This is a genomic window from Bizionia sediminis (genome assembly GCF_042684585.1).
GTDB lineage: Bacteria > Bacteroidota > Bacteroidia > Flavobacteriales > Flavobacteriaceae > Algorimicrobium > Algorimicrobium sediminis.
On the sequence record NZ_JBHULS010000001.1, the window covers coordinates 941,040 to 954,072 of the forward strand.

13 protein-coding genes are annotated in these 13,033 nt (G+C 37.3%); 4 read left to right on the forward strand and 9 right to left on the reverse strand.

All coding sequences use genetic code 11. From position 1 onward, the window contains the following. Window positions 1-23 precede the first annotated feature (23 nt). A complete protein-coding gene (locus tag ACFSQP_RS04225; protein WP_376892027.1) occupies window positions 24-716 on the forward strand; it encodes an SIR2 family NAD-dependent protein deacylase in 693 nt (230 codons plus the stop codon). Between the two features lie 7 nt (window positions 717-723). On the opposite strand, the gene ACFSQP_RS04230 is transcribed toward ACFSQP_RS04225, so the two are convergent. The 4 genes from ACFSQP_RS04230 to ACFSQP_RS04245 all read right to left on the reverse strand — a co-directional run bounded on the left by ACFSQP_RS04230 (window position 724) and on the right by ACFSQP_RS04245 (window position 5,275). Next, window positions 724-2,358, reverse strand: coding sequence for an ABC-F family ATP-binding cassette domain-containing protein (locus ACFSQP_RS04230; protein WP_376892029.1), 1,635 nt, complete (start codon window positions 2,356-2,358; stop codon window positions 724-726). A gap of 77 nt (window positions 2,359-2,435) precedes the next feature. After that, on the reverse strand, window positions 2,436-3,689 hold the full coding sequence (locus ACFSQP_RS04235) for a glycosyltransferase (RefSeq protein WP_376892031.1): 1,254 nt from the start codon (window positions 3,687-3,689) through the stop codon (window positions 2,436-2,438). A gap of 11 nt (window positions 3,690-3,700) precedes the next feature. Beyond that, a complete protein-coding gene (locus ACFSQP_RS04240) occupies window positions 3,701-4,189 on the reverse strand; it encodes a heme-binding domain-containing protein (RefSeq protein ID WP_376892034.1) in 489 nt (162 codons plus the stop codon). A 105-nt stretch (window positions 4,190-4,294) separates the two neighbouring features. After that, on the reverse strand, window positions 4,295-5,275 hold the full coding sequence (locus ACFSQP_RS04245) for a DUF1028 domain-containing protein (RefSeq protein WP_376892036.1): 981 nt from the start codon (window positions 5,273-5,275) through the stop codon (window positions 4,295-4,297). A 121-nt stretch (window positions 5,276-5,396) separates the two neighbouring features. Between ACFSQP_RS04245 and purB the strand changes: the two genes are divergently transcribed. Together purB and ACFSQP_RS04255 are read left to right on the forward strand one after the other, a co-directional pair. Continuing rightward, on the forward strand, window positions 5,397-6,740 hold the full coding sequence (gene purB / locus ACFSQP_RS04250; protein WP_376892038.1) for an adenylosuccinate lyase: 1,344 nt from the start codon (window positions 5,397-5,399) through the stop codon (window positions 6,738-6,740). A 2-nt stretch (window positions 6,741-6,742) separates the two neighbouring features. Further along, window positions 6,743-6,916 carry a hypothetical protein gene (locus ACFSQP_RS04255; RefSeq protein ID WP_376892039.1) on the forward strand — a complete coding sequence of 58 codons (174 nt, stop codon included), beginning with the start codon at window positions 6,743-6,745 and terminating at the stop codon, window positions 6,914-6,916. 115 nt (window positions 6,917-7,031) lie between these two features. Here the strand turns inward: ACFSQP_RS04255 and ACFSQP_RS04260 are convergent, their stop codons facing one another. Genes ACFSQP_RS04260 through ACFSQP_RS04275 form a run of 4 tightly spaced genes read right to left on the reverse strand, consistent with a single transcriptional unit; the run spans window position 7,032 to window position 9,180 of the window. Further along, window positions 7,032-7,577 carry a DUF4252 domain-containing protein gene (locus ACFSQP_RS04260; protein WP_376892041.1) on the reverse strand — a complete coding sequence of 182 codons (546 nt, stop codon included), beginning with the start codon at window positions 7,575-7,577 and terminating at the stop codon, window positions 7,032-7,034. Window positions 7,578-7,583: 6 nt separating this feature from the next. Next, a complete protein-coding gene (locus tag ACFSQP_RS04265) occupies window positions 7,584-8,150 on the reverse strand; it encodes a DUF4252 domain-containing protein (RefSeq protein WP_376892043.1) in 567 nt (188 codons plus the stop codon). Between the two features lie 60 nt (window positions 8,151-8,210). After that, window positions 8,211-8,684, reverse strand: coding sequence for a hypothetical protein (locus ACFSQP_RS04270; RefSeq protein ID WP_376892045.1), 474 nt, complete (start codon window positions 8,682-8,684; stop codon window positions 8,211-8,213). Then, window positions 8,665-9,180 (reverse strand): RNA polymerase sigma factor, encoded by a 516-nt coding sequence (locus ACFSQP_RS04275; protein ID WP_376892048.1) that lies wholly within the window; start codon window positions 9,178-9,180, stop codon window positions 8,665-8,667. Before ACFSQP_RS04275 ends, ACFSQP_RS04270 begins: the two co-directional genes overlap by 20 nt. Before the next feature lie 137 nt (window positions 9,181-9,317). On the opposite strand from ACFSQP_RS04275, the gene ACFSQP_RS04280 reads away from it, so the two are divergent. Then, window positions 9,318-10,739: a S41 family peptidase gene (locus ACFSQP_RS04280; RefSeq protein WP_376892050.1), complete on the forward strand. Its 1,422-nt coding sequence runs from the start codon at window positions 9,318-9,320 to the stop codon at window positions 10,737-10,739. Between the two features lie 129 nt (window positions 10,740-10,868). Here ACFSQP_RS04280 and ACFSQP_RS04285 read toward each other — a convergent pair whose 3' ends face one another. Beyond that, window positions 10,869-13,001: a prolyl oligopeptidase family serine peptidase gene (locus tag ACFSQP_RS04285; RefSeq protein WP_376892052.1), complete on the reverse strand. Its 2,133-nt coding sequence runs from the start codon at window positions 12,999-13,001 to the stop codon at window positions 10,869-10,871. Between the last annotated feature and the right edge of the window lie 32 nt (window positions 13,002-13,033).

A 13,033-nucleotide genomic window follows, 5' to 3' on the forward strand; every position in this document is an offset into this window, starting at 1 on the left:
AAATTATATAGCTAACTCGTATTATGAAACATCTTGTTGTATTGTCGGGCGCAGGCATGAGCGCAGAAAGTGGTATTAAAACATTTCGGGATGCCGATGGTTTATGGGAAGGGCATGATGTTATGCAGGTGGCATCTGTTGAAGGATTTCATGACAATCCCGCTCTGGTACTAGATTTTTACAACCAACGCCGCAGACAACTGCTAACTGTAAAACCAAACCAAGCTCACAAAGCTTTAGCAGCACTAGAAAGCCATTATAAAGTAAGTATTATTACGCAAAATGTAGACGATTTGCATGAACGCGCCGGAAGCACCAATGTTATTCATTTACACGGCGAACTATTTAAAGCCAGAAGTACTCATAATAGTGGTGCTATTATGGATTGGAAAACCGATATAAAATTGGGCGATACATGCGAAAATGGCCACCAAATTAGGCCACATATAGTTTGGTTTGGCGAGGCAGTTCCGATGATTGAAACGGCGATGGAAATTTGTAAAACAGCCGATGTTTTGTTGGTTGTGGGCACCAGTATGCAAGTATACCCAGCTGCTAGCTTGGTGCATTATGTACCCGATAACATCCCTATTTATTTTGTAGACCCTAATCCGTCCCACATACAAAATAAGCAACTAACGGTTATAAAAGAACCTGCTACAACAGGTGTACAAAAAGTAATAAAAAACTATTTAAAACAAGCGCAACCGCAGTAACAGGAAGTTACTGCAAGTCTATTTCCTTCAAGTTTTCTATTCTGTTGCGCTTTAAAAAATCGTCAATTGTTTCAAAATGCTCTATAACGCGTTGGTCTTTAAATTCGAAAACTTTTTCAGACAGTCCCTGAAGAAAATCGCGGTCGTGAGATACTAAAATTAAAGTGCCATTAAAATTGAGTAAGGCTTCTTTTAAAACTTCTTTACTTTTTAAATCCAAATGATTAGTAGGCTCATCCAGTATAAGTAGATTAACGGGTTCCAAAAGTAATTTTACCATGGCAAGTCGCGTTTTTTCGCCACCAGACAATACGCCAACTTTTTTATGAATATCGTCCCCCTTAAACATAAAACCGCCTAATATGTTTTTTATTTGTGTTCTTACTTCGCCTTGCGCTACCTCATCAACTGTTTGAAAAACAGTAAGATCATTGTCCAGTAACGATGCTTGATTTTGCGCAAAGTAACCCACTTGTACATTATGACCAAGCGCACAAGTGCCTGTTGCGTCTAGTTGCCCCATAATGGCTTTAATCATGGTAGATTTTCCCTCACCATTTCTTCCCACAAAAGACACCTTCTGACCTCTATAAATAGACATATTGGCGTTTTTAAATACCACATGATTTCCATAAGACTTCGATAAATCTTTTACTATTACCGGATAATCGCCAGAGCGTTGTGCTGGTGGAAATCGCAATTTTAAAGCCGATGTATCTACCTCATCAATTTCAATTATTTCTAATTTTTCCAACATACGCTCGCGCGAGTTTACTTGGTTGGTTTTTGAGTATGTTCCTTTAAAACGTTCAATAAAAGCCTTGGTATCTGCTATAAATCGCTGCTGTTCATTATAAGCTTTTATTTGATGTTCGCGTCTTTCTGCGCGTAATTGTAAATAATGCGAGTAGTTTGCTTTGTAATCGTAAATACGCCCCATGGTAACCTCAATGGTTCTATTCGTAATAGCATCAATAAAAGCTTTATCGTGCGAAATAACCACAACAGCATTAGCTTTATGAAGCAAAAAGTTTTCCAGCCAGATTACCGATTCAATATCAATATGGTTAGTAGGTTCGTCTAACAGAATAAGATCGGGTTTTTGCAGCAATATTTTAGCTAATTCTATGCGCATGCGGTAGCCCCCGCTAAACTCACTAGTTTGTCGGTTAAAATCGCTACGCTTAAAACCCAAACCTAACAGGGCTTTTTCTACCTCGGCGTCGTAATTAACATCTTCTAAAGCGTAAAACTTTTCGCCTAAATCTGCTACCTTGGTAATAATATCCATATAGGCATCAGATTCGTAGTCGGTTCGGGTTTCTAAAGCTTTATTCAAAGCATTTATTTCGTCGCGCATTGCAAAAATATGTGCAAATGCTTTGGAGGCTTCCTCAAATACGGTACAATTATCCTCGGTAAGTAAGTGTTGTGGTAAATAGGCAATAACGGCATCTTTAGGAAAGCGCACGTGCCCACGAGTGGGGTTTTGAACACCGGCAATAATTTTCATCATTGTGGATTTTCCTGCACCATTTTTACCCATTAGGGCAATTTTATCATTTTCATTTATAGTAAATGAAACGCCGCTAAATAGGGTGCTTCCGCTAAATTCTACTGCTAAATTATCTACTGAAATCATCTTATGTTATTAAAGGCGCAAAGCTATGAAAAAGAACTTTGCCGCCGATAGCATATTTTTGTAGAATTACAGGAAAATTAAGATGTATGGGTAGACGTTGCGTTTTTTAATTCAATCCACTTGCTCATAAACTTTGCGGCCTGCATAGATTGATGCTGCAGTAAACTACCAGTAAAGTTTGCTTCACGATGCAAGGCCAAATTAATCTGCAAGGAGGCAATGGTTTCTAAAAGGTGGGTGTTAAATAAATGTGCATTAAACCGGGTATTAATAACCTCATAACCATTTTTTTGCATGACATGCCAGTCTTGCACGTTGTTGTAAAGCGCTACAGCTTTTGCAATAAATAGGTCTGGTTGGTCCGCAATATAGCCGTTAGGTTTTAACGAACCAAACATACCTTCAGCAGCAATACTACTCATAATGGCTGGTGTACCATTAATCATGGCATCTATTAACTTGCCTTTTAAACCCGCTCCAAATTGTAAGGGAGCCAAACACACGCGCGCTTTTTGCATGGCCTGGTTTATATCACTAACAAAACCCTTGACTAAAAATCCCGTTTGTTCGTTATGAAGTTGCTTTACCTTTTGGTCTGCATAAGCGCCATAAATATGCAATTCTGCCTGTGATAACTGCTGCTTAATTCCCGGCCAAATGTGCTTTTTTAAATGCCATACTGCTTGGTAATTAGGTTTATGAAAAAAATTACCCACCGTTACAAAATGCATGCGTTCGTGAAAACTAGGTATTGCTTTTTGCTTTTTTATAGTTACCTCATCAAGCATAAACGGTACATAAAAAAGCAAATTAGAGGGTACTTTAAAATACGTGTGTAGCAGATTCATTTCTGCTTCCGAAATTATAAGACTCAAATCGCAGCGGTAAATACTGGCTATTTCACGTTTGGCAACTGAATTTGCCAAAAAATCTCTGTAATTGCCAGAAACTTTAAACGCTAATTCTCGGGCTTTTCTTAAGCCATGTAAATCCTCTGTATCTAGAATTAATAAGGCATTCGGACACTGTTCGCTTACACGCCAGCCATATTGTTCTTCCGTAATAAAGCGATCAAAAAGAACAATATCTGGTTGTTCCTTTTTAATAAACTCATCAAAACTGGCGTCATTTAGTTTTATAGGCACCGTATTAATTCCCTCGGCGGCCAAATTGTGCGCATTGTCTGTTTTACTTGTAGCTGTAGCAAAAAGTATGTTATACTGTTGGGCCCTAAAAAGGGCAATTAGCTGCATCATTCTGCTTCCTGCTGCCGAACTTTTAGGCTCTGGCCACACGGCACCAATTATAAGTAATTTGTTTTTTGTTATCATGCCGGAAAGGCTTATTGGGGAATAGAATTAATACTATATACAATGCGCATATTATTGGCCCAATTTACAACACTAGCTATTTCTTCATCCGATAAATTTGCCGACTCGTGAAAATTAGCATAGCTTTTTAAAGGCATTTTCCTAAAATCCATAACCCGCATTAAGGCTTTCAGCTTATAATCCTTTTTTTTATTGGAATAGCCCGGCCACAAAGACACATTAAATTGTTTTTTTCCCGCCATAATATCCGCATCCAACCAATAATTTACAGGTGTTATAGTACCATACCACGGGTAATTGGTGTGGTTACTATGGCAGTCAAAACAAGACGCTTTTAAAATGGTTTTTACATTTTCTGGTGGATTGGTTTCTGCTAAAAACGGCTCGAAAGACTCTACGCCTTCGTTATTTTTAGCTGGACCAAAAAATTGTATTAAGATTAGCACCAATAGGAGTACCAAAGCTATTTTATATTTAGTTTTTAAGTTGGTATTTTTCATAAACCAAATGTAGCAAAATAAGCCTTTTTCTGGACATTATAGCAGCATTATTATTTTTATAAACTCGGTTAAACTATCTTTAAGGTTTCCAACTGCCAACTACATTTACAGGGAAAGAATAGTTTGCAGTTTCGATTCTGATATTTTTAACAATTGGCTCGCTACTAAACGCTTTGTTAGTACTTTCCAATTTGAATTAGCCGTGTAAATACGTTTTAAAATGGGGGTTGCCTTTTCAAAATTTTTGTTGTTCAACAGGTTTATGGCGTACCAAAATTGCATTTCCAAATTATCTGGATACAGTGCTTGTGCTTTTAAGTAATACGTTTCGGCGGCCATAGTATTACCCGTTTCTGTTGCCAAATCGCCTTTATTCATAAATTCGTAGGCTTTATGTATGTCCATAAGGCGCTCCAGTTCTTGTATTGGATTTGGATGGTCTTCAATACGCAAATCCATTAGCGTATCATCCCAAATATTGCCGGTAGCTTCCGACTTTACGATTAAAATGGCAGCCGACTGTTTACCGCGAATATCCCCTTTTTCTGCTTCGGCCGCTTTCATAGCGGCTAGCATGCGCTTGCTTAAGCTACCTGTGGTATTTTTAAATGCTTGAGCCATAGCTTGCCAAACGGTATTTTTAAGCATCATATTGGCTTGCACAGAAAAATTCTTACCAGTAATATGTCCTGCTTCTGCAATGCAAAGCGATCCGGTATAAGCCGCCGTACCACCTGTATTATCCAAAAAAGCAACCTGCCTGTAAGGAGCGCCTGTATCCTCTGCTATTAATTTGTCCAATGCATTTTGCGCACTCATACCTTGTTTCATAAGTTCCAAACCATTAGGACCATAACTAGGATTTACAAAGGATTGTGTGGCCACAGCGCCTACACCAGCGTGGGCATAAATAGCCAAGCTCCCCACGCTAAACCAATGCGACTGAACAGCCACCCCTATCTCTCCCGTTACCGAATCGCGCGCCACAATTGAATAGGTATGCGCCAAAGGCTCCGCTAGTTTATAAACTTGAGCGCCGCTAGTAAGTGAAATCATAATAAAAGCGAAAAGTAGAAATTGTTTCATGTGTCTAAAATAAAAATTCAAGGTACATAAAATCACTTAAATAAGTAAAAAAACATCGCGTTTAGGCACTAAAAATTGGTCTAAAAATACGTATATTCGCAACCTTTAAAACACAACAACCATGTCTATATCCTCCTTAAATGCCATTTCGCCAATAGATGGCCGCTACCGCAATAAAGTTAATGAATTAGCGCCTTTTTTCTCGGAAGAAGGTTTAATAAAATACCGGGTTCAGGTTGAAATTGAATACTTTATTGCACTTTGCCATGTACCATTGCCACAATTAGCCAATTTTGACAAAGGTTTGATAGGCGATTTGCGCGCCATTTACACCAATTTTACGGCCATAGATGCTGCTGCGATAAAAAAAATTGAGGAAGTAACCAACCACGATGTAAAAGCCGTAGAATATTTTATTAAGGAAAAATTTGAAGCTTTGGGCATTTCACAATACAAGGAGTTTATACATTTTGGCTTAACCTCGCAGGACATCAACAATACTGCAGTACCGTTAAGCATTAAAGATGCCTTAGAACATGTATACATGCCAGAATATAATAAGGTTTTAGAAAAATTAACAGCTTTATCCAAGGAATGGGAAGCTATTCCAATGCTAGCAAGAACCCACGGCCAGCCAGCATCGCCAACACGTTTAGGAAAAGAAATAGACGTGTTTATTACCCGATTACACATGCAATGTAACTTGCTGAAAGACATTCCTAATGCCGCAAAATTTGGTGGCGCCACGGGTAACTTTAATGCACACCATGTAGCTTATCCGGAAATAAATTGGAAACAGTTTGGAAAAGATTTTGTTGAAAAAACGTTGGGGTTACATCATTCCTTCCCCACAACGCAAATAGAACATTACGATTATATGGCTGCTTTATTTGATACTTTAAAGCGCATTAATACGATTCTAATCGATTTGGATCGCGATATTTGGTCCTATGTGTCCATGGATTATTTTAAGCAACGTATAAAAGCGGGCGAAGTGGGTAGCTCCGCTATGCCCCACAAAGTAAATCCAATTGACTTTGAAAATAGTGAAGGTAATTTAGGAATAGCCAATGCCATTTTTGAACATCTTTCAGCCAAATTACCTATTTCAAGACTGCAGCGCGATTTAACAGATAGCACTGTTTTGCGAAATATTGGCGTACCATTTGGCCATACACTAATTGGTTTTAAAGCTACCCTTAAAGGTTTAAATAAATTGCTTTTAAATGAACAAAAATTTGCTGACGATTTAGAAAACAATTGGGCTGTAGTTGCCGAAGCTATTCAAACCATATTACGCAGGGAAGGTTACCCAAATCCATACGAAGCTTTAAAAGGCCTTACACGAACAAATAGTACAATTAACCAACTGTCTATTTCTCAATTTATTGATACTTTGGAGGTGTCCGATGCTATTAAAACCGAATTGAAAGCTATTACACCAAGTAATTATACTGGTATATAAACATGCTAACAGACAAACAATCGTTAATTTTAAGTGGCTTTGTTGGTATTGGTTTTTCTGTGGCGGGCATTATGGGCTTGCTAGAAAACTATTTTATAGGCGGTATTTTTATGACGCTGTTTTTAGTTGTTTTAGTAAATATAGCCATCGTATTTTTTAAGCGCCGAAAAAAATAAAACTAACACAGGACGGCTTTCCTGCCTGTGTTAGTTTCTTATATTTAGTACCTTACGCGTATGGCATACCTTCTTGCGGGACAACTTTTAAAATACCAAAATTGCGCATTTACCCTTATTTGAAAAAATTTAAAATGGTATTGAGTTGCGCTATGTTTTCAACTTGATTATTTTGAAATCCCGCCACCAACAGTCCGATATCTTCCGGGCGCATATGAGACCCTAAAATTCGGATAATCCCGAAGCCCATGCGATCGGAATTGGCTAAAACAATTACTTCATCGGCTTTTGTTTCAGTACCTACATACTTTAAAGTAACCGTGTTACCACTGTCGTTAAAAGTAAGCAACTCCTGATACTTATCATGCTCTAACAAAGTCTTTACCTTTTCTAATTCTGCATGGTAGGTGGCTTTATTGGTATCGTTTAAATTAAAACCTAAAAAGTTTAAATGCCTTACCGTTTTAAAAGCTGCTGCTTGCGCGGGTGTTAAAATGGATTCATCGGCAATAATTGTAGCTGTTGGTACATCTGCCGTAATAAAATGAGGTGTTTCTTGATTATTAACAAAATAAGTTTGCAGCGTTTCTTCAGAATTGCAACTTGTAGCAAGCAAAATTACCAGCGTACAATAGAATACATAACGAAATAAGAGCCTCATGTATAATTACTTTTTAGTGTTTTTATCCAAATGTTCACCACCAGGAATATTCATTTTCCGAGTTAATTTTGAAATTTGATTCAAATTAATATCACCTGTTAAAGACACGACCACGGTTTCAAAACTGCGTTTTTTACCATTAGTGCTTATTTCCATATTTTCGGTTACAGCAGATAACCCATCTACAAACATTAAAAACTCGCTTACATGATTGCTATCCTTGCCTTCTTTTACATAAAAAATCATATTTACCCCATCGTCTTTAACTTCCATTAGTTCTTCTAGTGAGGATTTTTTGGATTGCACCCATTTAGCAACATCTGCCGAAATCGTTTTATTACCTGTAGATATTACCTTAAAACTGGTAATACTATTAACCATATCTAAATATTCTTGGGCCTCGGGATCGTCTGTATTAATATCTATTTTGGCCAACATTTGAAACATTTTAGGCTTAATGGATACATAAGTAACCTCTGGACTTTCACTGTACTTAGAAAAAATATCTTGTGCTTGATTAAAAAATGGTACTAATAGAAGTACCGCTAGTATTAAAATGCGTTGCTTTTTCATAAAATTTGTTTTTTAATTATTGTTTTTAATGTTTTAATATCCGTAATCTTTATGGCGGCCTTATTTAAAAATGCGTTGCACGGGATTTTCTAATTCCGATAAATAATGAACCTTGGAAACACCTTCGGAAACCGTATTTAAGTAATTTACCTTGTAAATACCTTTATTTAAACTCTGCGAAATAAGCTCCAAAGATTTCACCACTTCCTGGTAGGCCAACATAGGGTCTGAATGTGTTCCTAAATCATTGTCAGTATTTTTAACAGTTGTAAAATACACGCCCAAAAACAGTACGGCAACAGCACTAACGGCCAACCATTTTAAAGAAAACACCGATTTATTTTTTAAGGGTAATTCCTGTTTAAATTCCTGATTTTTTTCGCTGTCAAAATAGCCAAACATAGCGGCATACACCTGTAAATGAGCTGGCCAATTCTTCTCGGAAAAATAAGATTTTAATACGGCCTCTTCTTCCAGACTTGTTTGGCCGCTTTCGTATTTTTCAAGTAAGTTTTCAATATTTTGTAATGCCATAATTATGCATTTTAATTAATGTCTCGCGTATTGTTTTCCTAGCACGCGATAATGCCACGCGTACTGCTGTTGGTTTCATATCTAAAATTTTAGCAATTTCATCAAAGTCGTATTGCTCAATATCTCGTAATTGAATAACCATTTTTTGCTGCTCTGGCAACTGATTTATAATTTTATGTACCCAATCCAGGTTATCATGAAGTTCTGCCCTGCCCTGTAAAGACATGTTGGAATCTTCATAATTGTTGTGAACAATTTTTAAATTTTGCGCCTGCTTCGATTTTAATCTGTCCAAACAAAAGTTTTTAGTCATGGTCATGGAAAAGGCTTCTACATTTTTATAACGACTTATGTCTGCTTTATTTTTCCATAACTTTAAAATAACCTCCTGCGTGGCATCTTCTGCTTCCTCCTGGGACACTAGCAATCGTTTAGCTAAACGAAAAACTTTGTCTTTAAAAGGCATAATAATGTTTAAAAACTCCTGCTGTGTCATACATGAGGTTTGGTCCAGATACAAATTATGGTTTCTATGTATTCGACGCAGAACCAAACAATTTGTTACAATTTATTTTTATTACGTAATAAAGTAAGTATTTTTATTGCACATAAACGGTGCTTAAATATTTAAAAATGACTAACCCTTACAAAGTATTCTTAATCTGTTTTACCGCTTTTTTATTTTTTGGATGTTTTGAAGATTTGGATGATAACCCAGCGTCTGTACGTGATTTAAACAATTTTGTATGGCGCGGTTTAAATACCTACTATTTGTATAAAGATGAGGTACCAGATTTAGGGAATAGTAGATTTACTACTTCGGAATATGAAAACTTTTTAAATAGTTTTAATTCACCCGAAGCTTTATTTGAACATTTACGATACCAACCTCAAACAGTAGATAGGTTTAGCTGGATAACCAATAACTACATCGAATTAGAGCAACTCTTAAACGGCACAAGCTTGAGCACTGGTATGGATTTTGGACTTGTAAGACACCCCAACGGTAGTAATAATATATTTGGTTATGTTGGGTATGTTTTACCTAACTCTAGTGCCAGTTTACAAGGTGTTACACGCGGTACAATTTTTTACGCGGTTAATGATGTGCCATTAACCAGAAGTAATTTTTCTAGCTTGCTACAAAATAGAAGCTTTACTATAAATTTAGCCAATTACAACGATAATGGCACGCCCGATGTATTGGACGACACCATAATCCCAAATGGCCAATCCATTACACTCACTAAAAGTGCCTTAACAGAAAACCCTATTTTTAAAACAGCATTATTCACCATTGCCGAACAACAAGTTGGTTACCTAATGTACAACGGTTTTACGCGAAATTTTGATGCGCAATTAAACGCTGTTTTTGGCGATTTTAAAGCAAATAATGTTCAAAATTTAATAATCGATTTAAGATACAACTCGGGAGGATCAGTTAATACCGCCATTTTGTTGTCCAGTATGATAGCCGGACAAACGGGCAATGTGTTTAGTACCGAAGTTTGGAATACCGATATCCAGTCGGCTTTATCTGTTGCGCAAACTACCAACTATTTCACGAATAGTGACAATGGTGTTCCTTTAAATATTTTAAACTTAAGCAAAGTATATATTTTAACCAGTAAACGCTCCGCCTCGGCAAGCGAATTGGTAATTAATTGTTTGGATCCTTACATAGATGTTATTCACATAGGAACAGAAACCGCCGGAAAGTTTCAAGCGTCAATTACTGTTTACGATGCACCCGATTTTAGGCGTATTAACGCCAATCCAGCTCATTTGTATGCCATGCAACCTTTGGTTTTAAAATCTTTAAATGCCGTAGGCTATACGGACTATAGTTTTGGTCTTGTTCCCGATGTTTTATTTCCCGAAAATTACGCCAATATGGGTACCTTGGGAACCGAAAACGAACCGCTTTTGGCAGCAGCGCTTCAAATAATTAGAGATAATTCCAGAGTCTCACCTCAAGTTAATCAGGCTTTGGAGCTTGTTGCCGACAAACATATGTTTGCACCCGTTGAAGTTGGTATGTACGTAAATCCGTAATTCGGTATGCCATACCTTAACTTAAACCTAAACCCCCATGTGGCTTTAATAAAAAATAGGGTTATAAAAAAACCCGAACAGGTGTTCGGGTTTTTGATAACCTAAAATTGGATTACAATGTTTTTGACGTTATTTTAATGTTGTAATACCCATATTATATAAGGCAAAGGCCTGAATATCTACCTGTTCGTTAATTATGGCCTCGGTAGATTTTCCTGCGCCATGTCCTGCATTTACATCTATTCTTATTAACGTTGGATTGGCACCTGTTTGCTTGTCTTGCAGTTCGGCAGCAAATTTAAAACTATGAGCTGGCACTACCCTATCGTCGTGATCGCCGGTAGTTACCATAGTTGCAGGGTACGCTACGTTTGGTTTAACATTATGAACTGGGGAATACGCTTTTAGGTATTCAAACATTTCTTTACTTTGTTCTGCGGTACCATAATCGAATGCCCAACCAGCACCAGCCGTAAACGTATGGTAGCGTAACATATCCAACACACCTACTTGTGGAATGGCTACTTTCATTAAATCAGGACGTTGCGTCATGGTTGCCCCTACTAATAAACCTCCGTTAGAACCACCTTTTATTGCCAAGTAATCGGATGAGGTGTATTGTTCGTTTATTAAATATTCGGCAGCTGCAATGAAATCGTCAAATACATTTTGTTTTTGCATTTGTGTCCCGGCGTTGTGCCATTTTTTCCCATATTCGCCACCGCCTCGTAAATTAGCAACAGCATAAATACCACCATTTTCCATCCAAACAGCATTTGCAATGCTAAAAGAAGGTGTTAAGCTAATATTAAAGCCGCCATAGCCATATAACATGGTAGGATTTTTACCGTTTAATACGGTACCTTTTTTATGAGTAATAATCATAGGTACTTTTGTACCATCTTTAGATGTGTAGAATACTTGTTTAGACTCAAAATCATCCGAATTAAAATCGATTGCAGGTTTTTGATATACCGCTGATTCGCCCGTTTCAGGGTTATAGCTATAAATAGTGCCCGGTGCGGTGTAATTAGTAAACGAGTAATACAATGTGGTATCTTCTTTTTTACCAGCAAAACCACCAACAGATCCAATACCAGGCAGCGCTACATCGCGCACTAAAGTACCGTCAAAATTGTATTGTTTTACAATAGAAACAGCATCTTTCATGTATTCTGCAAACAAATAACCGGCCCCTTTGGTTACCGATAGTACGTTTTCGGTTTCAGGAATAACGTCTACCCATTCCGACTGGTTACGCTTATTTAATGTAAATTTTGCAATACGCTTGTTAGGCGCTTCAAAATCTGTTACCACATAAAACGTATCGCCTTCTGTGTCTAATACACCATTACTGCTATTAAAATTATCTACCACTTTAATTATCGGGCCATTATTACGTAAATCTTTTACATATAATTCGTTCCCATAGGTGGAATTTGCTGCAGTAATAACCAGGTAATTTTCATCCTGTGTAACTGAACCCCCTACGTATCGACGCTTTTCTAAGTCGCCAAATATAATTTTATCGGCACTTTGCGGCGTTCCTAATTTATGGTAAAATAATCTGTGCTGATCGGTTTTAGCAGATAATTCGCTGCCTTTTGGCTTCTCGTAACTCGAGTAGTAAAATCCATCATTTTTGTACCAGGACATACCGCTAAACTTAACATCTTTAATCGTGTCGCCAATAATTTCTTTTGTTTCGGTGTTTAACACTATAATTTTTCGCCAATCGCTACCACCTTCAGAAATGGCATAGGCGGCTAACGAGCCATCTTCGGTAAAACTTAATCCACCTAAAGAAGTTGTGCCATCTTCAGAAAATGCATTTGGGTCCAAAAAAATTTCTTCATTGCCTGTTTCGTCCTTTCTGTATAAAACAGATTGGTTTTGAAGACCGTCATTTTTATAAAAGTAGGTGTATTTACCTTCCTTAAATGGCGCTGAAATTTTTTCGTAATTCCATAATTTTTCCATGCGCTCTTTTAGGGCACCTCTTAATGGAATTTGATCGAGATAATTGAACGTTACCTTATTTTGTTCTGTTACCCACGCCTTAGTATCGTCTGCATAATCGTCTTCTAGCCATCGGTATGGGTCGTTAACCGCTGTACCAAAATAGGTATCTACCGTATCTACTTTTTTAGTTTCGGGGTAAGTTAATGCCATATTTTGTGAACTGTTTTCTGTTTTGCTCTGGTTATCTTTACAAGCCACAATTGTGCTTAATGCCAGAACACATAATAATGATTTCCTCATAGTGTTGTGTTTAGTTTGAGTAACGGACAAAA